This is a genomic window from Rhodobacter sp. TJ_12, assembly GCF_020023995.1.
Taxonomy (GTDB): Bacteria; Pseudomonadota; Alphaproteobacteria; order Rhodobacterales; family Rhodobacteraceae; genus Rhodobacter.
In genome coordinates this window covers 137,970-158,741 of sequence record NZ_NRRD01000005.1, presented here as the reverse complement: position 1 = coordinate 158,741, position 20,772 = coordinate 137,970, and the positions used below count along the sequence as shown (strand labels likewise).

Here is a 20,772-nt window from a genome sequence, read left to right as displayed (position 1 = left end):
CAGAAGCGCGCCGAGCGCTTGAGCAATCTGAGGGCTCCGCGCTCGGCGCGCTTGCCCAACCTGAACCCGACCACTATCAACCCCAAGGACTCTCGTTATGACTGAGGGACGACCGGGGGGCAGGTCATGGTCTATGAACCGACGATGACCGAAGACAGTTTCTTCGGCTCTCGGGTGATCCGTGATCTCGACCTCTTCAAGCAGGAAGCCGATGTCATCATTGCCAACCGCAAAGCGGCCGATCTGGCCGATGTAGCAGAGAAAATCTTCACCCGTGATCTGTTCGGCTCGGACTGACGGGGCAAACCCCCGATGCGGGGGACGCGGCGATCAGATCCGGTCCGTCAATGGTCCGGTTTGCGCGACGTTGATGTCGTGCCGTGTTAGGGCAGCCGCCGTGGCTGGATCGGCGGCCCACCAAAGCGGCCGGACGCCAAAGCGCGCCTGTAACGCGGCCTCGTCCGGGCAGGGATCGCAGATCGCCTCTGGCGCGGGAACAAATACAATCAACTGCCCTGCCTGCAGCGCGGGCTGATACCGCTGCGGCCATTCCAGCACCCGAGGATCGCAAATCACCAGCCGGTCGCAACGAAGCTCTTCTCCAAAACACAAAACGCGCGCCTGACCGGCATTTACGCGCTGCCGCAATTCCGGCGTCAGGCCACAATCTCCCAGACCCGGGTCATAGCGGAACAACTCAACAATCCCCGGCAAACGCCCGGCCTCACACAGGGCACAAGCGCTTTCCGCCGCTGGGCCCGGAGAACGGAAGTCGCCCGCGAGGATCAGCGGCAGCGTAGCGGCTTTGGGCCGCTCTGGCAGCAGGGCCGCCGGGGCCGGGAACGGGCGTATCTTCTGCTGCACATCATATCTCAGACTGTCCGCACCGGCATGATAGCGGCGCTGCGCATCATGATATTCCCGGCGCGCGCCAAACAGATACCCCTGAATCCCTGTAACCGGGTTTCGCACCGCAGAGCCGGCGGTGTCGCGTTGCAATGCAAGCGGGCCGGTGGGCAGATGCGCCACCGCTTCGGCGCCGAAGACCCGCTGCATGCGCCGGATCATTTCGCTGTCAGCGGAAACCCGAACGGCATCCCAGCCCCCCAAACGGTCAAGAACCGGTTCCCGACGGAACATCAAAGAGGATGTATTGGCGATGATCAGGTTGCCGCATCCGGTCCAGCGCCTGAAATACAAGTCCGGCGTCATCCGCGCCTGCTGCGATGTGCAGGCGATCAAATCCGGCTGCGCCTGCAACTGGCGCAATTGGCTTTCAATACGCAGCGGGTGGGACCAGTCATCGGCATCATGAAGGGTGACAAATTCCCCCGTGGCCACCGCCAAGCCCAGATTGCGCGCGGGATAGGCCCCGGCATTAACCGGGCTGCGCAAAACCTTGATCCGTGGATCGGCTGCCGCGAATACGTCTGCAACAGCCGCGGTGTCATCCGTGCTGGCATCATCAATCACCAGTATCTCAAGATTGCCCCAGCTTTGGGCCTGAAGTGCGCGCAGGCAGGTGGGCAGGGTCGCCGCCGCATTGAACGCGGCGACAAGAACACTGACCAAAGGCCCGGCATCCTGCGGCTTCACGGCAATTCCGGGCACAGACAGCCGATCATAGGCGCTGTCTGCCCCAGGCTGCAGCGCCAGCGGCGCAATGTCAGCGGCTTCCAAAACCGCATTGATGCAAGCCAGCCGTGCCTCGGGTGAGGGTTCGAAATTGGCCATGACCAGCCCGGCATCAGGCCCGGCATGGCCGCGCTGACGCGCATAATCGAAAAAGGCCCGCGCCCGTGTTGCCTGTTGCAGCCGGTCCATGGCCAGCAGCATCACAGATGTGAGCTGGGCCTGATCCGGCAGGTCTTCGCGCACAGCGCTTAATCTGGCCAGCGCGCGCTCTGCCTCGGCCGCGCCGCCGTGGCGCAGATCGTAAAGCGCCAGTTCCAGCACCGCGAGGGCGCGGACATCCGCCGTTGCGGCTGTGTCCGCGAGCCGCGTCAGATCGTCAAGCGGCGCTGCGTCAAAGCCCAGATTGAGCAGGTTATCGCGTAACCGTTCAAGCTGAACGAGCCCTTGGTGCCGCTGATGATCTTCGCGCCGGGGATGGCGGCTTTCGGCGTGCCCCTGTGTCAGATAATGCACAAGAGGATTGACCCCGCTGGCCGCAATATCGGGATAGGTCTCCAGATAAAATTTGGTCTCAAAGGCTGCGGAAGGGTCCCGGCCCAGCATGGCCCCGTATTTGAGGTAATGCAGCGCCGGGTCCAGACCGGTCTGCGCAACATCGGGATAGTGGGCCATGTACCACTGCGCATCGAAATACGGCGATGCGCTCAGAATACTGCACTGCTGTGCGGCGATGCTGCGCCTGTCCTGCACCGGCAATTCCTTTCAGATCATCAAATCATTTAACCCCGGAGCGGCCGGACCTTCTAGGGGGAATACGGGTCCAGAGGCTGGTCCTTTCCCGCCCCGCTTGTATTGTGCAGTTCTCTCAAAGGCCCGATTCATATGATTACGCTTTGCCCAATCGGAAACTATAGCCATCGGCAGCCCTTCGCCTATCCGCAGATCCGGGCGCATTGCATGCGCGGCCTGCGCCTGACAGACAGGCCAGAACAGGCCGATATTCTGTTTATCTCTCATCCCAAAGAGCTGGACCAGATCCCGCAGATCCTGCCGATCACGCTCGCCCCGGGGCAGAAATTGGTGCTGCTGTCCGAAGAGCCGTTCTGGGATACGGTCTGGGGGCGCGATCCGCTGCGGCGCCATCAGCTTCTGCAAACACCGGACGGCCCGGTTCCGGTCACCGTTTTGAACCACTGCACCTCGACGCTTTATGAGTTCGATGAGATCCCCTATTTCCTGCTGACCAATCATCACTTTTCGACCCGCTACGGGCTTTGGTTTCGGCGCAATGCCACGCGCAGCGCGGCGGACTGGGCGGCGCATTTCCACACCGTTCCGCTTCAGGCGGCCTTCCTGATGCGTTACCGATTAGATCCGTTTTATGATGCAACCTTTGCCGAAGATACCGTCTTTTCGCTGAACAATCGCCGGACCGAGATCGCGCGGGCCTGTCATGGACCGGGCATGCTGCGCGAAGGCACAGGATGGGGCGATACCCCGCCACGGCAAAGCTTGCCGGACTGGCACCTCGATAAATTCCTGCATCTGAACCGACGGTGTCGCTTTCTGGGCGCGATTGAGAACACGCATCAGACCCACTACATTTCTGAAAAGATTTTCGACGCCTGGGCGGTTGGCGCGATCCCCCTTTACGAGGCCCGGCCCGGACACCGCGTTCATGATCTGGCCCGGCCCGGAAGTTGGCTGAACACTGATGGCATGGCCCCGGCGGATATACCGCATATCATGACCCAAACTGCCACGACCATGAAGACAGAAGGTTTTGAAGCCTATGCGGCGCAGCAGGCCCGCCTTGCGCGCCTGTTCAGCGATCCCGGCCCGCTGCACCGGGAATTGAACCGGCTGCATGCCGCGCTGCTGCGGGAATTCAACGCCGTTCTGGCAGAGCCCGCCACGCGATAACAGGTTCGAGTGCTACAGAACTTTCAGTATTTTTCGGCAAATTATCTTACGGTCTCGGCACAGGCACACAAATTGGCCCTAAACCGTTGCGCATAAGTGCCCCGCGCCGCGCGCAGACCTTGCCCAATCTTTAGGCTTGGCCCGGAAAGCTGGCGCACATCCACAATTTGCGGAGCGCTTTCATGGCCGATCAAACCCCGCTTTTGGGGCTGCCTCTGTTGCAACCCTCTCAGGCGCAAAAACATGTCACCCATAACGAGGCGCTCGCGCTTTTGGATGCGGTGGTGCAGCTTGCGGTGCTGGACCGGGGGGTGAACACCCCGCCTGTCACGCCTGCGGTGGGCGCACGGTATATCGTCGGGGCTGCTCCCACCTCAGCTTGGGCTGGCCATAGCGCCGAGGTGGCGCTTTATACCGAAAACGGCTGGATCTTTGCCCTCCCGCAACCGGGGTGGAGCGCGCGGGATCTGTCTGATGACAGGGTCGTTGTTTATGATGGCAGTGGCTGGGTTTTGCCCGCGCAAAACTATGACAACCTGGCCAAGCTTGGCATCAATGCCACTGCCGACACCACCAACCGGCTTACCGTCTTTGCCGAAGCCAGCTTGTTCAGCCATGACGGGACCGGGCATCAGGTCAAGGTGAACAAGGCGCTGTCGTCCGACACGGCAAGCCTTTTGTTTCAAACCTCGTGGTCGGGGCGCGCCGAAATGGGCACGACGGGCAGCGATGATTTTGCGATCAAGGTCAGCGCCGATGGCAGCGCTTGGACCACCGCGCTTCGCTTTGCCGCGGCCACCGGGCTGGCGACTGGCGCCGCCGTGCAACAAAGCCCAAGCGACACGACCGCCGGGCGTCTGATGCGGGCGGATTTTGGCTATGGGCCGGGCAATTTGCTGGGCCCGGTGTCGGAACTGGCCGGGGAGCCCACCGGCGCAGTGCTAGAGCAGGGCAGCAACACCGATGGCTACTATTTGCGGCTGGCCGATGGCACGCAATTGTGCTGGCACAGCCTGTCTGTGGGCTCTGTCATCGCCGGCGGCAGCGGCACATGGGCCGATCCTTACAGCAGCGCTGAAACCGGGTGGAGTTTCCCCGCCGCTTTCGTGGCCGCGCCGGTTGTCACAGCCCGCGCTGTGGCACCGACGGGGCTTGCGCCCGGACGCCGCCGCGCCATTGCGGGCTTGGGCGATATCAGCGCCACGGCAGCCGCGGGGGTGCAGGTCACTCGGATCAGTGCCGCGCCGGAAGCTGATAGTTTTGATGTGGACCTGATCGCCTGCGGACGCTGGTTTTGACTAAAGCCGCCCCAAAAGCGCCCCGGCATAAAGCGAAAGCTGCCCGCGCAGCCCCTGTCGGTAAAGCCCCGCGCGCCGGATCGCGGCAAGGCTTTGCAGCGGCGGCAGACTGCGCGCGGCGGCAAAGCTTTCCAGCAAGGCGCGGTTTTGCGGCGTCAGCATTGGCGCGATAGCGCGCAACGCGGCGACATTGCAAGCGCACCATTCGGAAAATCGCCCCGAGGCCAGCGCATGCGCCCGCATCAAAGTGGCGCGCACGCCCCGGTTCGCGCCGATCTCATTGCCGCCGTGCTGACGATACAGCACATGCGGCACCTCATCGAACAGCACCCGCCCGCCAATGCCGGTGATCACCTGATAAATCCACCAATCATGGATCACGATTGCGCCGGTCTGTTGCGCGGCGGCGCGCACCGCTTCTGCCCCGGCGCGGTTCAGCACCATCGTATTGCCGCCCGCAATGTTTTGCACCAGCGCATGGGCAAAGGCAGGGCCACGCGGCGCCCCCCGCGACAGACGCCGCCGATGCAATGCGTCTTTCACCTCCCATGTCCGGCCACAATACAGCGCCGGCACATCACGCGGCAGCGCGGTCAAGGCTGCTGTGGCGGCGGCAAGTTTGCTTTCAAGCCAGATATCGTCTTGGTCGGAGATCGACAGGAAATCCTCATCAACCGGGCGGCGCAGCAAAGACAGGAAATTCTGCCCCGCGCCGCGTTGCGGACCGTCGTGGATGTCGACTTTGATCGTTGGATGCGCCGCCGCCCAATCCGCGATCACCTGCCGCGTCGCATCGCGCGACCCATCATCGCTGACCACCAGCCGCGTGGGCGGCAGGCTTTGCCCGGCAAAGCTTTGCAATTGCACCGGCAGCAGCGCGGCCCCGTTATACGTGGCCATCACGATGCAAACCGACCCCGCAGACACCATGGATTACTCGTCTAGGAGTTTTTTGAGATAGTTCCCATAGTCGTTCTTGCCGAAAAGCTTGGCGCGGGCCGCAAGGGCATCATTGTCGATCCAACCTTTTTGATGGGCAATCTCATCGGGACAGCCGATCTGCGTGCCTTGCCGTTTGTAAAGCGTGCGCACAAAATTCCCGGCATCCAGCAGGCTGCCATGGGTGCCGGTATCAAGCCAAGCATACCCGCGCCCCATGCGGCACACGCGCAGCTTGTCCTCGGCCAGATACATTTCCAAAAGCGTCACGATTTCCAATTCCCCCCGCGCCGAGGGGGTCACCTTGCGTGCGCGTTCGGGCGCCGTGCCATCAAGGAAGTAAAGCCCAGTGACCGCATAATTCGACGGCGGTTCAGGCGGTTTTTCAATGATCGCGCCCACCCGGCCCTCGGCATCGAAATCGACCACGCCATAGCGTTCGGGGTCGGCCACATGGTAGCCAAAGACCGTGCCGCCCTCGGTCTGGGCATCGGCTTCCGCCAAAAGCTCGGGCAGACCGTGACCAAAAAAGATATTGTCGCCCAAGATCATGGCCGAGGGCGCGCCGGCCAGAAACTCCTCTGCCAGCAGATAGGCTTGCGCCAGCCCATCGGGCGACGGCTGCGTGATATAGGTCAGGTGCAGCCCCCATTGACTGCCATCGCCCAAGGTGCGCTTGAACTGGTCTTGATCAATCGGCGTGGTGATGATCGCGATGTCGCGGATGCCCGCCAGCATCAGCACCGACAACGGATAATAGATCATCGGCTTGTCATAGATCGGCAAAAGCTGTTTCGAGACACCGATGGTGATCGGGTAAAGCCGGGTGCCGGAGCCACCGGCCAGAATGATCCCTTTACGCTGCATCTTCATGCCCCCAGCTCTTGCAAGACCTTGCCAAGCCCAGCCCGCCAATCGGGCGCAGGAATACCGAAATCACGGGTGATCGCGCTGCAATCAAGCCGCGAATTCAGCGGACGCGGGGCCGGGGTCGGATATTCCGTGGTCGGAATTCCACTGACGGTCATATTCCGCCCGGCCTGGGCAAAAATCGCGCGCGCAAAATCTGCCCAACTTACACAAGGCGTGCCACCAAAATGATAGGTGCCGCCCGCATGACCCTCGTGCATCGCCTTCGCCATGACCAGCAAGGCCGCCGCAATATCCGCCGCAGGGGTCGGGCCGCCGATTTGATCGTCCACCACATTCAGCGCATCACGGCTTTCGCTTAGGCGCAGCATGGTTTTGACGAAATTCGCCCCATGCGCGGAAAAAACCCAAGAAGTGCGCAAAATCGCATGGGGCCCGCCGGCGGCGCGCACACCTTCCTCGCCCGCCAGTTTAGAGCGCCCATAAGCATTGGGCGGATCGACCGGATCGGTCTCGACCCAAGGGGCCGTGCCATGCCCCGCAAAGACATAATCGGTCGAGATATGCAAAAACGGGATACCGCGCGCCGCCGCCGCCCGCGCCATCGCTGCCGGGGCCAAAGCATTGACCACATGCGCCAGCTCTTCTTCGCCTTCGGCCTTATCGACCGCCGTATAAGCCGCCGCGTTGATCACCACATCGGCATCCATCGCGGTGACCCGCGCGGCGCAAGATTCGGGGTCATTGAGATCGGCCAAATCGCGGCCCAGCGCGGTGACTTCGGCCTGACGGCGCAATTCGGTCGCCACCTGCCCGCTTTCGCCAAAAACCAAAATCCGCATCATCTACCCCTTGCCCAGACGCTGGCCGACACCGGCGCGGTTTTGCAGCGCGCGCCACCATGGCTCATTGTCCAGATACCATTGCACGGTCTTTTCCAGCCCCTCTTCCACCGTAACGCTGGGCCGCCAGCCCAGTTCGGTGCGGATGCGGCTAGGATCAATCGCATAGCGCGCATCATGGCCGGGCCGGTCGGTCACAAAGGTGATCTGATCGGCGTAAGATCCGCTTTCCTTCGGGCGCTTTTGGTCCAAGATCGCGCAAAGCGTTTTGACCAGTTCCAGGTTGGTGCGCTCGTTCTCGCCGCCGATGTTGTAGCTGCGGCCAAGCTGGCCCTTTTCCACCACAAGCAAAAGCGCATCAGCGTGGTCTTCGACATAAAGCCAATCGCGAATGTTCGACCCATCGCCGTAAATCGGCAAAGGCTTGCCCGCCAGCGCATTCAGAATAATCACCGGAATGAGCTTTTCCGGAAAATGGAACGGCCCGTAATTGTTGGAACAATTCGTCAGCACGACCGGTAAGCCATAGGTTTCATGCCACGCGCGAACCAGATGATCCGACCCCGCCTTGGAGGCCGAATAGGGGCTGCGCGGATCATAGGCCGTGTCTTCGGTGAACTTCACCGACGGGTCGGCAGGCAGCGAGCCAAACACTTCATCGGTCGAAATATGATGGAAGCGGAAGTGTTCGGGCCGCCCTTCTTCTTCCCAATAGTGCCGCGCGGCGGAAAGCATTTGATAGGTGCCCATCACATTGGTTTCAATGAACACGCCCGGCCCGTCGATGGAACGATCCACATGGCTTTCGGCAGCCAGATGCATCACCCAATCGGGCTTGTGGCGAGCAAAAACCTGCGCCAAAGCCGCCCCGTCGCGAATATCGGCCTGTTCGAACGCATAGCCCGGCGCCTCGGCCACAGAGGCCAGATTTTCAAGACAGGCCGCATAGGTCAGCGCATCGACATTGACCACCTGATGACCGCGCGCAATCGCCAGCCGCACCACCGCCGATCCAATGAACCCGGCCCCGCCCGTCACCAAGATCTTCATCGCAAAATCCTGTCCCTGTCCCGTGCATTGGCAATAGGTGCCGCAGCCGAAAAGATAAATCCGTCAAAGCGCCGGCAGGTCATCCCGCCCAGTGAAACGCGCTGTCGAGTGATGAAAGCGGCGCGGCCACGGCATCCTTGGCCGACAGCACCGGCTCCAGATCGCCCAAGCCCCAGTCGATGCCAATGTCTGGGTCGTTCCAGATCACCGCGCCCTCGGTTTCGGGGGCGTAGTAATCAGAGCATTTATAGATGATCTCGGTTTCGGGCGCGCGGGTCACGAACCCATGGGCGAACCCTTTGGGCACCAGCAATTGCCGCCCTTTTTCAAAGCTAAGCTCTGCCCCGAACCATTGGCCATAGGTCGGGCTGCCCTTGCGGATATCGACCGCGACATCAAACAGGCAGCCGCGCCCGCAGCGCACCAGCTTGTCTTGCGCATGCGGCGGGTTTTGAAAGTGCAGCCCCCGGATCGTGCCCGGTGTCATGGACAGCGAATGATTGTCTTGCACGAACACGGTATCGATCCCATGTTCAGCCAGCGCTCGTGCGCTGTAGCTTTCGGAAAAGAAACCGCGGTTGTCGCCAAAACGGCGTGGGGTGATCAGTTTCACCCCGGCAAGTGGCGTTTCTTCGACGATCATCGCATTATCCAACATGTTAAGAATTGCCCGCGCTCTAGCAAGGACGCGCCCATTTGTCACGACGTTATGGGGTCTCACAGTGCAAGATCATATTGTTTATGCTCAATCTGAAGCCAGATATGCGTTTGATCCGCAGCGTCGATCAGGGTCCAGACGGGTATCCCAGTCTCGGCGAAAATGATCCGAAGATCTTGTATCCCTGCCTCGCCGCTCAAATTGACACGTTCGACGGTGAAATCCGCGCCTCCTGCGGCAGTGTTCAAAAACAGCAGGCGATCCATCGTGCCGTCAAAATCGGTAATTACATCGGCACCCGCGCCGCGGGTCCCATCGTGGATGAACTCATCTGCACCGGCCCCGCCCGTCAACGTGTCGGCACCGCCCTGCCCCAAGAGCCGGTCCGCTCCGGCACCGCCAAAGATGAAATCATCCCCAAGGCCACCGCCCAGCAAATCATCCCCGGCATCGCCGAAAAGCGTATCATTGCCATAGCCGGACCAGAGGGTGTCATCCCCAGCGCCTGCGACCAGTGAATCCGCAAGATCCCCCGCCGAGGCGGCATCCGTGCCGCCCACGATCAAGTCGTTGCCTGCCCCACAAAACACGGTATCGGCCCCCGCGCCCGCATCGATTACATTCGACCCCAAAAGATCGCGGATCATGTCATTGCCAGTTTGGCCATAGATCGTGTCGGTCCCGGCACCGCCCTCAACGGTATCAGACCCTGCCCCCGCAAAAACCCGGTCGTCGCCCAAGCCAGCCTCGATCGCGTCATCGCCGTCCTCGCCGCCCAGAGTATCGGCGCCCGCACCGCCCAAAACGGTATCGTTCCCAAACCCGGACCAGACCACATCATCGCCAGCGCCCGCGTCGATACTGTCGCCCAGATCACCGCTGCTTTGCGTATTGGCCCCGCCCACAATCAGATCATTTCCCGCGCCGGTGGTGATGGTATCGGCACCCGCGCCACCATGGACCGTGTTCGCGCCCGACACATCGCGGATCACGTCATTTCCGCCTTCGCCCAGAAGGCTGTCGTCACCACTGCCACCGTCAAGCCAATCCTGTGCCGCGCCGCCCTTTAAAAGGTCGTCGCCTACGTCACCGACAAGCGTATCCTGCCCGTCATCCCCCGACAAAGTATCGTGCCCCGCACCGCCTGCAATCCGGTCATCACCGCCCGCCCCGAACAGGCTGTCATCGAAATCAGAGCCGCTGATCTGCTCGGACCGATCCGTTCCGGTCATTTGCAGCCCCGGCATATCCGCCAAAACCATCACCCGATCGGGTTGCGCAAAACTGAGCCCGGGCCAGATATCCGTCAGCGCAAGCGGGCGCCCGTCGCGCGCGATGATCTCGATTTCATAGCCGATATAACGCAGCATCAGCCCCACGGCGGTGGGCGTGGCCTCCAGTTGCGCGGTGGACCGCAGCATCGGCAGGCCGGTCAGGTCGATCCGGTCCCCGGCTTCGTAATCCAAGATGAACTGCCGGTGTTCGGCCGCACGGATCACGAATGTATCCGCACCCGCCCCGCCCAACAGCCGCGTCGCCCCGGGACCGGAAACCAAGACATCCGCCCCAGCCCCCCCGCGCAGCGTATCGGCGCCGCTGCTGTTGGACACCAAAAGATCCGCCGCTCCGCTGCCCTCGATCAACGTATCGCCGCTGGCCTCGCCATCCCGCGTCAGCCCAAGATGCGACAGGTCCATCTCCAGCAGACTCAGCCCCCGATCGGTGCCCGAGGTGACATGCAGCCGCAAACTGTCGCCCACCACAGCACCGGCAATGGCGGTGATATTCTCCAGCCCATCGCCCGCCTGATGAACAAGCGTTTGCAGATGCACCAGCCGCCCATCCGAAAGAAGCGTGAACAGGCTCACCCCGTCATCCGCGCCGCCCGCGATCACCAAAACCCTTTCGCCCACCGTCACCACCTCTAGCGCCGTTACACCACCAAAGCGCGTGTCGCGCGTGTCCAGCAGGTGATCGGTGGGCCAAAGGCGGCCATCTGCGCTTAGCCGCATTACCGAAAGCGTGCCGCTTTCCGCCGCAGCCAAAAGCACGAAACTTTGGCCCCAAGCCGTAACGGTTTCCAGCGCGGTGGGCGTGTTCACCCCCAACCCGTTTCCCGCCCCCAATTGGGACGTGTAGCGCAGCGCACCATCGGCACCGACCGCATAGGCTGCAACGCCCTGCAGGCCCGTATCGGCGCGCAAAAGATAGTCGGTTCCACCACAGCGCAGGCTTTCAAGCAGCACCGGGCCCACCGTTTCTGTATCCGCCGTGCCCTCAGCCCCCGTGACATGGGTCGCGGCCCCCCGCTCGGACAGGGCGTAGCCCTCGAAATCTCCGCTCAGCGCATCGACGACAAAAGCCATTGTGGTGCCGTCCGCGCGTGTTAGCACCTGCAGCCCGCTTTGCAGCCAAGGCGAATGCGTATCGTTCAGATAGATTGTCGTCAGGCTGCCCAGATCGCCCGGCTGCGCCACATTTGCGGCAAGCAGATCGCCCCTTTGCGTAACGCCGAAGATCAGCCGCTCGGTCGTGCCAGTGGGCATCCATTCCAGCCCCAACAGCCCCATAGAGATCATGGAACCGTAGAAATAGACGCTGTCGGTTAAAACCGGCGTGCCCGTGCTAATGTCATAGCAGGCCAGCCCGCCATTCGCCCCGGTTGCCGTATAAAGAAACGTGCCCCTCGCCCCGGCGACCACTTCAAGCTGCCTGATATCGGTATCCAACAGCGCAGAGCCGGAAACCACCCGGCCAGAAAACTCGATAAACATGATTGCCCCCATGACACCTGGGGCAAAGCTGCGCGATACACGGGTCCGAAAGCGGAACAAACCATGGCGAAATTGTGGCGCATCTCCACAATTCGCCACAACCGCATCCAGCGATGGCGCCGCACAGGCCAAGGCCTTGAAAGCACTTGATCCGATGATTGGATTTTCGGGAAATGGTCGGAGCGAGAGGATTCGAACCTCCGACCCCCTGCTCCCGAAGCAGGTGCGCTACCAGGCTGCGCTACGCTCCGACCGTGTGGGGCGAGTTACCGAACCCCGCAGGTATTTGCAAGGGGGATTCTTGCGGTTTTGCGCTGCGACCTTTTCAACGGCCCGCCCGCGCGCCGCGATAAAGCGCGCGCTGCAAGATTGACGCGCGCGGCGCGGTGACAAATTCGGTCCGTCCGCGGGTGCGCAGCACCGGGGTATATTGCGACGTATGCGCCGTGCTTTCGCGCCAGACGATGTAAAGGCCGGAGCCAATCACCACCGCCGCGCCCAGAAGGGTCATCGCGTCGACGCTTTCGCTGAAGAACACCCAGCCAAACAGCACCGCCCAGACGATCTGCGAATATTGCATCGGCGCGACAATCGCCGCCTCGCCAGTGCGATAGGCAAGAATGGACAAAAAGGCTCCGGTCAAACCGAACAGCGCAATCACCCCCATCAGGCCCAGCGCGGGCAGTTCAAGCGGCACCCAGACAAAGGGCAGCGCCAGCCCCATGGCAACAAAATTGCCCAACAGCGGCGACAGCAACAGCACGACAGAGCGTTCCTCTTTGCCAATCTTGCGCACGATCACCGAGGCCGTGGCGCCGCAAATTGCTGCGGCCAGCGCGGCCAGATGCCCCATGCCAAGCTCTGCCTGGCCGGGCCGCACCACGATCAAGACGCCGATCAGACCGATGATGACCGCAGCCCAGCGATGCAGACCGACCTTTTCCCCCAAGATCGGGATCGCGAAAATGGTGATGAGAAGCGGCATGGCAAACAAGATCGGGTAAACCTGCGCAAGCGGCAGATGCGAAAAGGCGTAAAAGGCGCAAACCCCGGTGGCGACCGTGGCCGCCGCGCGTGCCAGCACCCAACCGGGCCGCACGGGTCGCAGGCTGGCCTCGCGCTTGTCGCGCAGCAAAATCACCGTCAGCACCGGAAAGCTGAGCAGCGCGGAAAAGAAGATGATCTGCACTGCCGCGTAATGCCCACCCAGTAGCTTCGCCACCGCATCATGGGTGGCGTAAACCGCCATTGAGGCCAGCCCCAGCAGGGCGCCTTTTGCATTGCTTTTGCTACTATCTTCCATGCGCGCCTCCTTTGCTTGCCATATGCGGCAATCCGCCGCCCCGGCAAGCGCGAAAACAAAAGGCGCGAGGCTTTTGCCCCGCGCCAATACGCTTTGTTCGAAATTTCAGCGCCCTGCTTACAGGCTGGCATCCAGCGCTTCGAGGATTTTGTCGCCCATTTGCGCGGTCGAGACCGGGGTGCCGCCTTCGGGGCCCATCAGATCGGCGGTGCGCACGCCATCGGCCAGCACCTTCTCGATCGCTTTTTCCAGCCGGGTCGCCTCATCGCCTTGGTCGAAGCTGTAACGCAGCGCCATGGCAAAGCTCAGGATACAGGCGATCGGGTTCGCCTTGCCTTGGCCCGCGATATCGGGGGCGGAGCCGTGCACGGGCTCATACATCGCTTTCGGGCGTCCATTTTCCATCGGCGCGCCAAGGCTGGCCGAGGGCAGCATGCCAAGCGAGCCGGTCAGCATCGCGGCACAGTCAGACAAAATATCGCCAAACAGGTTGTCGGTCAGGATCACGTCGAACTGCTTGGGCCAACGCACAAGCTGCATCGCGCCGTTGTCGGCGAACATATGGCTCAGTTCGACTTCGGGGTATTCGTTGTCGTGCACCCATTGCACTTCTTCGCGCCACAGGATGCCCGATTCCATGACGTTGGCCTTTTCCATCGAGCAAACTTTGTTGCCGCGACGTTTCGCCAATTCAAAGGCCGAACGCGCCACGCGGCGGATTTCTTCGGTGGTGTAGTGCTGCGTGTTGATGCCGACGCGCGAACCATCTTCCAGCGTGGTGATGCCGCGCGGTTGCCCGAAATAAACGCCCGAGGTCAGTTCGCGCACGATCATGATGTCGAGCCCCGCGACCACGTCTTTTTTCAAAGACGAGAAATCGGCCAGCGCGTCAAAGCACTGTGCCGGGCGCAGGTTGGCATAAAGGTCCATTTCCTTGCGCAGGCGCAACAGGCCACGCTCGGGTTTCACCGAAAAGTCGAGCACGTCGTATTTCGGCCCGCCCACGGCGCCCAGCAGCACCGCGTCCACCTCTTGTGCCTTGGCCATGGTTTCATCGGCCAGCGGCACGCCATGCACGTCATAGGCCGCCCCGCCCACAAGATCTTCGCTCACGTCAAAGGCCAGATCACGCTTATCGCCATACCAGCTGATGATCCGCTTCACCTCGGCCATAACTTCGGGGCCGATGCCGTCGCCAGCGAGGATGAGAATGGAAGGATTTGCCATGATCGTCTCCAACGGAAAAAGGGTTGCAAGCGGCCTAGCCTTTGGGGGGCGCGCGGTCAAGCGGGCCGCTCAGGGCAAGGCCAGATCAACCCAGACCAGACGATGTTTCCCGGCGTTTTGCGCGCCCTTGGACCAGATCACACCGGCCCCCGAAACCGTCAGTTCCGCCGCAGGCAGAATGTAATCCACACGCAGCGGGCCGATCGTGCCGCCGAAGTCTGCGGTGGCGGTGGGGTGGGCAACCGGCGCGCCCGGCCCGGTGGGGGCGGGGTCTTGCAAGCGCGGGTCCAAAAGCAGCGTCTGGACCGCCGCGCGCTGTCCCTCCCCACGGTCTGGATCAAGGTTCACCAGCCCCATCAGCACAAAAGGCGCTGCGGCGGGTCTTTGCGGCAAATTCCCATCAAGATAGCGCAGCCAAAAGCGCGTCTCGTCGGCATTACGGCGGCCATTGCGATCTTCGGGCCCGTCAAAGACCGGCGGCGTGGCGGCATAGGCCCAGATATGCAGCGGCCCGGCAGGCGTTTGCACCGGCACATCCCAATGCGCGGTGCTGGACAAACGCAGCACCTGATCCGCGCCCGCAGGCAAGTCGGCCTTGGCAGATTGGTTTCCCGGCAGATCGCGCCAGAGCAAAGCCGAGAAATCGCGTGCCGACTGCGCCTTTATCGGAAATTGCGACAGAAGCGCCATGCCATGCTGGCCGGTGAACCAGCCATAGCCTTGGGCGTCGCGCGCCGTGCCCAAACGGCCATTGCCATCGATATCGAACCCGGTCTCGATCCCAGTATTGGGCTGCGGCGCATAAGAAAACGGATAGTCGAGCCCCTGCCCCGCCAAGCGCTTTTGCAAAGCGCCAAGCGTTTCGCCGCGAAAATCCCAATCGATATTTGTCAGCAGCAGAATATCGGCGCGCGCCGAAGCAATGACCTCAAGCGCCGCTTCAATGCGATCTTCTTTGCGCTTGGCAATCGCATCCAGCGCTAGCCCCGGCCCTTTGGCTGAAAAATCCGCCCCATAGACCGCCAGCCGCAGACCCTCGGCCCCGGCGGGCAGCGCGCAAAGCGCCGCGATTAGGCTGGCTGCCAGCCATCCGCGTCCGAGGTGCGACGCTTTTCTTCGATCATATTGGCCACCCGCCCCATGGCGATGCCACGCATGAAGAGGCTGGCAGGAAGGAAGGCCCATGCCGTCACCGTCCAGATCATCGTATGCGTCGATTCCAGCGTGACGGGCACAAACCCGTTCGATACCGCCTTAATCACCGCCGGAATAAGGAACGGCAAAAGGAAGCCCAGCGCAATGTTGAACCACGCATCGCGGCGCAAACGTTCGACCACATCGCCGCCGGCAGTGGGGTCAAAGGTCGGTAGATTGACCCAGACGTTGAAGCCCTTGCCGCGCGAGGGCCAGCCCAAAGCGCGGATCAAAACCACAAAATAGCCCAAGGTCACCAGCGATGTCATATATGCCAGACCGCCAGCGGTGCGGATCAATTCCACCTGCTCGGGCGGGGCATTGGCGGGCAGCATCAGCACCAAAAGCCGCACGGGGCTATAGGGCAGATCGATCGAGCGCGCCATCGCCGCGCCCAAAACATTGATGAATTGCGCGAAAGTCGAAGGCTCGGTGCGCGCCAAAACCACCACCGACAACAACGCCACCGTCACCAACAAGGACACATAGCGGATGCGGTTAAAGGGCGGCGCGTCACGAAATTCGACAAGCCCCGGATAAACCGAGGCATATTCGAAGAAGGTCAGCGCTGCGGCAAAAAACGCGATCAGTGTCACGAACTGGCCGGTGTCTGCACTGACCGACGGGAGGATCATCGAGGGTAATGCGATGACGACGACGACCAAAATCGCCCTTATCAACGCGCCGACGTAACGTCCGACCACGGTGTTGCCCTTTACCTCTGCCAGATCCGATACATTGCCGAACCCGTGCCATATCTTTTCGCCTATTGCGGCGAACTGCCTTATTTCTGCCATGATCCTGCCCAAATTCGCTCTGTCTGGCAACCATTGGTATAGGTTGTGGTTACCTTTAGGGCCATTTGAGGGTGTAACTGGTGCGAGAATGCATCAATTTCGGTGCAAAAATAAGGCCGCCCAGTGGGCGGCCCTTCATCTGGTGTTTCAATGGGTTGGCACCCACTAAATGGGGTTAGACCCAAGGACGGCTTTGCGCAGCTTGGCTTTCAAAGCTGTCAATCGACGTGGCTTTTTCCAGCGTGAGCCCGATATCGTCCAGCCCGTTCAGCAGACAGTGTTTTTTGAACGGATCGACATCGAAGGGGATCACATGCCCATCCGAGGTGGTGATCTCTTGGTTTTCCAGATCGACCGTCATCCGGGCATTTGCGCCGCGCTCGGCATCTTGCATCAAGATATCGACCTGCTCTTGCGGCAGCACGATCGGCAGCATTCCGTTCTTGAACGAGTTGTTGAAGAAGATGTCCGCGAACGAGGTCGAGATGATCACCTTGATGCCGAAATCGGCCAGCGCCCAAGGCGCGTGTTCGCGCGACGAACCGCAGCCGAAGTTATCGCCCGCCACAAGGATTTCCGCCTTGCGATATTGCGGCTTGTTCAGCACGAAATCGGGGATTTCGTTGCCTTGGCGGTCATAGCGCATTTCGTCAAAGGCATGCACGCCCAGCCCGGTGCGCTTGATGGTTTTCAAAAACCCTTTCGGGATGATCATGTCCGTGTCGATGTTGACGAGCGGCATGGGCGCGGCGATGCCGGTGACCTTGGTGAATTTTTCCATTGCTGTCGCTCCTTACATCATCTCGCGGACATCGGTCAGGTGACCGGTCAGGGCCGCCGCAGCCGCCATCGCCGGGCTCACCAAATGGGTGCGGCCCTTATAGCCCTGACGGCCTTCGAAGTTGCGGTTCGAGGTAGAGGCGCAACGCTCATATTCGCCAAGCTGATCGGGGTTCATGGCCAAGCACATCGAGCAGCCGGCCAGACGCCATTCAAAGCCCGCATCGACGAAGATCTGGGCAATCCCCTCTTCTTCCGCCTGCGCGCGCACAAGGCCAGAGCCCGGCACGACCATGGCCCGCATGCCTTCCTTGATCTTCTTGCCTTTCACGATTTCCGCCGCGGCGCGCAAATCTTCGATCCGGCCATTGGTGCACGAGCCGATGAAAACCGTGTCGATGGCAATATCGGTCAGTTTCTGACCGGGCGTCAGACCCATGTAATCAAGCGCGCGTTTCGCCGCTTCGACTTTGCCGCCTTCGAAATCTTCGGGGGCGGGCACCACGGCCGAGATCGGCAGCACGTCTTCGGGGCTGGTGCCCCAAGTCACCACCGGCTCAATATCTTCGCCACGGATGGTGATGACCTTGTCGAAATGCGCGCCTTCATCGGTGAAAAGGGTTTTCCACCATGCCAGCGCGGCTTCCCATTGCGCGCCTTTGGGCGCATGGGGGCGGCCCATCACATAGGCAAAGGTGGTTTCATCGGGCGCAATCAGACCCGCGCGCGCGCCGCCTTCAATCGCCATGTTGCACACGGTCATGCGGCCTTCCATCGACAGCGAGCGGATCGCTTCGCCGCAATATTCGATCACATGGCCGGTGCCGCCGCCGGTGCCGGTTTTGCCAATCACCGCAAGGGTGATGTCTTTGGCGGTCACACCCGGCTTCAATTGGCCGGTGATTTCCACCTTCATGTTCTTCGATTTCTTCTGGATCAGCGTTTGCGTCGCCAGAACGTGCTCCACCTCCGAGGTGCCGATGCCATGCGCCAGAGCCCCAAAGGCGCCATGCGTCGCGGTGTGGCTGTCACCGCACACAACGGTCATGCCCGGCAGGGTCCAGCCTTGCTCGGGGCCGACGATATGCACGATGCCTTGGCGGATGTCGGTCACCGGGTAGTAGTTGATGCCGAAGTCGCGGGCGTTTTTGTCCAGCGCGTCGACTTGGATCCGGCTTTCTTCATTGTCGATATGGGTTTCACGGCCCTCGGTGGTGGGCACGTTGTGATCCGGCACGGCAATGGTCTTTTCCGGGCAGCGCACTTGGCGCCCCGCCATCCGCAGCCCTTCAAAGGCTTGCGGCGAGGTCACCTCGTGCACGAGGTGGCGGTCGATATAAAGCAGGCAGGTGCCATCGGCGTCTTCGGAAACGACGTGGGCATCCCAAATCTTGTCATAGAGGGTCTTCGGAGCGGACATGGCTCTCTCTTTCGATGATAGGAAGATCAATCGGCTACAGCCGTTCAGACAATGGGGCATGGCCCCGCGCCAACGTCACAGTCGGGCGAGGACAGAGCGGCTTTCGCCGTAAAAGCGCTCGCGCAGGCGGGCGCGATCATCCATGTCGAAAATGCGGATCATGGCGCGCGATATAGGGCATCGCCCGATTCCACGCAAGGCAATGTCACGGTGGCTTTGCGCAGCGCATTGGGCCCTTGCGCGCTGCATTGGGCACTGCGGCGCCGAAGCCCATTGCCATCAGTTGAGATTTAACACATCGGATGTTACTCTTTGATCAGCCCGGCGCCGGGGCCTTTGCGGCGCGTGAGCCCTTGGAGGACAATGTCCTGTCTCAACTCTCTGTCGCGCCTGACACTTTGGGCGCATCGGTGGCAGCCATGACCGCAAACGCTGCGGCATCTGCCGAACCCACGAGCGACCAGGTTCTGGCGCGCGTTCTCGAATCCCTCGATGATGATAAGGCCGAGGATATCGTGCAGATCGACCTGCGCGGTCGGTCCTCGATTGCCGATCACATGGTGATCTGCTCGGGCCGGTCGTCGCGGCAAGTGGGCGCCATCGCCGAGAAGCTGGTGGAACGGCTGAAGGAAGAATTCGGTCGCCCCTGCAAGATCGAAGGCAAGGATCAAGGCGATTGGGTGCTGATCGATGCATCCGATGTGATCGTCCATGTGTTCCGCCCCGAGGTGCGCGAATTCTACCAGCTTGAAAAGATGTGGATGCCTGCGGGCAGCCAAGTCTGACGCAAGCGCATGAAAGTGACCATCTGCGCAGTGGGCAAACTGCGCAAAGGGCCCGAGCTTGCGCTGATTTCCGATTACCTTGACAGGTTCGGCAAAGCCGGGCGGGCCATTGGGCTTGGCCCGGCTTCGGTCGTTGAGGTCGAAGACAAGCGCAATCTGGGCATGGAGGCCGAGGCCGCATTGTTGGAGCGCGCGCTTCCCGCCGGCGCGGTGCTGATCACGCTCGATGAGCGCGGCGATCTTGTTTCTTCCCCGGAATTCGCGGCGAAACTGGGCCAGTGGCGCGATAATGCCCGCGATCTCGCCTTTGTGATCGGCGGCGCAGACGGGATCGCGCCTGCCTTGCGTGCGCGGGCCGATTGGTCGCTCAGTTTTGGGAAAATGGTCTGGCCGCATATGATGGTGCGGGTGATGCTGTCTGAACAGCTTTACCGCGCGGGGCAGATTTTGGCGGGCACGCCCTATCATCGGGTCTAGCCTGCGCAGGCTTGTCTGAACCGTTGCCGCTGATATGGTCTGCCAAAAGCATAGGCGGGGGCGGCAGATGAAAACCTTGGAAGAGATGCAGATTTCAGGCGCGTCACTCTCGACGCGCGGGATGATGCTGATGGGCTACCAACGCACCAAGCAGGTCAGCCCCGCCGCGCGCAAAGCCTGGGAGGCCGGTCAGCCCGAGACGCTTGAAGCCGAGGTGATCGCGCGCCGCGATGAGATTTTCACCGGCACCTTGCAAGAGGTCTATGACGATTACGTGCCGCTGCGGGCCGCGCTGGCGGACATGGGGCGCAGCCCGAAAACCGTGATCGATATTGGCTGCGGGCAAGCCCTTAACGATGCGCTTTTGGTAAAAGATTTCGGCTGTGCGGTGACCTTGGTCGATATCGAGGAAACGCCAAGCCAATATCATAACTGGAACGCCTCGGGCTCCGGTTACGCCTCGCTGGCCGAGGCAGAGGCGTTCCTAAAGGCGAACGGGGCGCAACAGGTCACATCGATCAATCCGCTCAAAAGCCCGGAAAAGATGACAGCGCTGGCATCGGCCGATTTGGTCACCAGCCTGATTTCTTGTGGCTTTCACTATCCGATCGGCGATTACGTCGATCTGTTTCTGAATACGGTGAATGCGGGTGGGCTTGTCGTGCTGGATATCCGCCGCCGATACCATCGCAACCCCGATGCCGCACTGCAAAAGCTTCTGTTTGAAAGCAAGCAAAAGATGATCGAAAGCACCGAGCACAAAGCACACCGGCTGATTTTCCACGGCTGAACCGAAAGGT

Annotated in this window: 19 protein-coding genes and 1 tRNA gene; 6 read left to right on the top strand and 14 right to left on the bottom strand. The window is 61.3% G+C overall.

Annotated elements, in window-relative coordinates; genetic code table 11:
- Positions 1-126 precede the first annotated feature (126 nt).
- Positions 127-297, top strand: a complete 171-nt coding sequence (locus CKO11_RS06690) for a hypothetical protein (RefSeq protein WP_411741995.1) — start codon at positions 127-129, stop codon at positions 295-297.
- 33 nt (positions 298-330) lie between these two features.
- On the opposite strand, the gene CKO11_RS06685 is transcribed toward CKO11_RS06690, so the two are convergent.
- Complete coding sequence (locus CKO11_RS06685; protein ID WP_223634937.1) at positions 331-2,307, bottom strand: glycosyltransferase family 2 protein; 1,977 nt, start codon at positions 2,305-2,307, stop codon at positions 331-333.
- Between the two features lie 285 nt (positions 2,308-2,592).
- Here CKO11_RS06685 and CKO11_RS06680 point away from each other — a divergent pair, with 285 nt between their 5' ends.
- Together CKO11_RS06680 and CKO11_RS06675 are read left to right on the top strand one after the other, a co-directional pair.
- Entirely contained in the window at positions 2,593-3,558 is a 966-nt protein-coding gene (locus CKO11_RS06680; RefSeq protein WP_223634917.1) for a glycosyltransferase family 10 domain-containing protein, read from the top strand.
- A gap of 182 nt (positions 3,559-3,740) precedes the next feature.
- The gene (locus CKO11_RS06675; RefSeq protein ID WP_223634915.1) at positions 3,741-4,856 is read left to right on the top strand and encodes a DUF2793 domain-containing protein; all 1,116 of its coding nucleotides are present in this window, start codon (positions 3,741-3,743) and stop codon (positions 4,854-4,856) included.
- Here the strand turns inward: CKO11_RS06675 and CKO11_RS06670 are convergent, their stop codons facing one another.
- The 13 genes from CKO11_RS06670 to leuC all read right to left on the bottom strand — a co-directional run bounded on the left by CKO11_RS06670 (position 4,857) and on the right by leuC (position 18,710).
- Positions 4,857-5,786, bottom strand: coding sequence for a glycosyltransferase (locus CKO11_RS06670; RefSeq protein WP_223634912.1), 930 nt, complete (start codon positions 5,784-5,786; stop codon positions 4,857-4,859). It abuts the gene before it with no gap.
- Between the two features lie 3 nt (positions 5,787-5,789).
- Positions 5,790-6,668 carry a glucose-1-phosphate thymidylyltransferase RfbA gene (gene rfbA, locus CKO11_RS06665; protein WP_223634910.1) on the bottom strand — a complete coding sequence of 293 codons (879 nt, stop codon included), beginning with the start codon at positions 6,666-6,668 and terminating at the stop codon, positions 5,790-5,792.
- Positions 6,665-7,507, bottom strand: a complete 843-nt coding sequence (gene rfbD, locus CKO11_RS06660) for a dTDP-4-dehydrorhamnose reductase (protein WP_223634908.1) — start codon at positions 7,505-7,507, stop codon at positions 6,665-6,667. Before rfbD ends, rfbA begins: the two co-directional genes overlap by 4 nt.
- 3 nt (positions 7,508-7,510) lie before the next feature.
- Positions 7,511-8,557: a dTDP-glucose 4,6-dehydratase gene (rfbB, locus tag CKO11_RS06655; RefSeq protein ID WP_223634906.1), complete on the bottom strand. Its 1,047-nt coding sequence runs from the start codon at positions 8,555-8,557 to the stop codon at positions 7,511-7,513.
- A gap of 79 nt (positions 8,558-8,636) precedes the next feature.
- Positions 8,637-9,200 carry a dTDP-4-dehydrorhamnose 3,5-epimerase gene (gene rfbC, locus CKO11_RS06650; RefSeq protein WP_223634904.1) on the bottom strand — a complete coding sequence of 188 codons (564 nt, stop codon included), beginning with the start codon at positions 9,198-9,200 and terminating at the stop codon, positions 8,637-8,639.
- 74 nt (positions 9,201-9,274) lie between these two features.
- Entirely contained in the window at positions 9,275-11,989 is a 2,715-nt protein-coding gene (locus CKO11_RS06645; protein ID WP_223634890.1) for a calcium-binding protein, read from the bottom strand.
- A gap of 174 nt (positions 11,990-12,163) precedes the next feature.
- Positions 12,164-12,240: transfer RNA gene (locus CKO11_RS06640), tRNA-Pro, on the bottom strand.
- A 74-nt stretch (positions 12,241-12,314) separates the two neighbouring features.
- On the bottom strand, positions 12,315-13,292 hold the full coding sequence (locus CKO11_RS06635) for a DMT family transporter (protein ID WP_223634874.1): 978 nt from the start codon (positions 13,290-13,292) through the stop codon (positions 12,315-12,317).
- A 117-nt stretch (positions 13,293-13,409) separates the two neighbouring features.
- Positions 13,410-14,519 carry a 3-isopropylmalate dehydrogenase gene (leuB, locus tag CKO11_RS06630; RefSeq protein WP_223634870.1) on the bottom strand — a complete coding sequence of 370 codons (1,110 nt, stop codon included), beginning with the start codon at positions 14,517-14,519 and terminating at the stop codon, positions 13,410-13,412.
- Positions 14,520-14,588: 69 nt separating this feature from the next.
- Positions 14,589-15,704 carry an endonuclease/exonuclease/phosphatase family protein gene (locus CKO11_RS06625; RefSeq protein ID WP_223634867.1) on the bottom strand — a complete coding sequence of 372 codons (1,116 nt, stop codon included), beginning with the start codon at positions 15,702-15,704 and terminating at the stop codon, positions 14,589-14,591.
- On the bottom strand, positions 15,590-16,510 hold the full coding sequence (locus tag CKO11_RS06620) for a hypothetical protein (RefSeq protein WP_263298409.1): 921 nt from the start codon (positions 16,508-16,510) through the stop codon (positions 15,590-15,592). The genes CKO11_RS06625 and CKO11_RS06620 overlap by 115 nt, the downstream gene beginning before the upstream one ends.
- A gap of 175 nt (positions 16,511-16,685) precedes the next feature.
- Complete coding sequence (gene leuD / locus CKO11_RS06615) at positions 16,686-17,291, bottom strand: 3-isopropylmalate dehydratase small subunit (RefSeq protein ID WP_223634864.1); 606 nt, start codon at positions 17,289-17,291, stop codon at positions 16,686-16,688.
- A 12-nt stretch (positions 17,292-17,303) separates the two neighbouring features.
- The gene (leuC, locus tag CKO11_RS06610) at positions 17,304-18,710 is read right to left on the bottom strand and encodes a 3-isopropylmalate dehydratase large subunit (protein ID WP_223634861.1); all 1,407 of its coding nucleotides are present in this window, start codon (positions 18,708-18,710) and stop codon (positions 17,304-17,306) included.
- A 419-nt stretch (positions 18,711-19,129) separates the two neighbouring features.
- Between leuC and rsfS the strand changes: the two genes are divergently transcribed.
- From rsfS to CKO11_RS06595, 3 genes are all read left to right on the top strand, one after another.
- On the top strand, positions 19,130-19,495 hold the full coding sequence (gene rsfS / locus CKO11_RS06605) for a ribosome silencing factor (protein ID WP_223634858.1): 366 nt from the start codon (positions 19,130-19,132) through the stop codon (positions 19,493-19,495).
- 9 nt (positions 19,496-19,504) lie between these two features.
- Complete coding sequence (rlmH, locus tag CKO11_RS06600; protein ID WP_223634855.1) at positions 19,505-19,972, top strand: 23S rRNA (pseudouridine(1915)-N(3))-methyltransferase RlmH; 468 nt, start codon at positions 19,505-19,507, stop codon at positions 19,970-19,972.
- A 67-nt stretch (positions 19,973-20,039) separates the two neighbouring features.
- Positions 20,040-20,762: a class I SAM-dependent methyltransferase gene (locus tag CKO11_RS06595; protein ID WP_223634841.1), complete on the top strand. Its 723-nt coding sequence runs from the start codon at positions 20,040-20,042 to the stop codon at positions 20,760-20,762.
- The last annotated feature ends 10 nt before the right edge of the window (positions 20,763-20,772 follow it).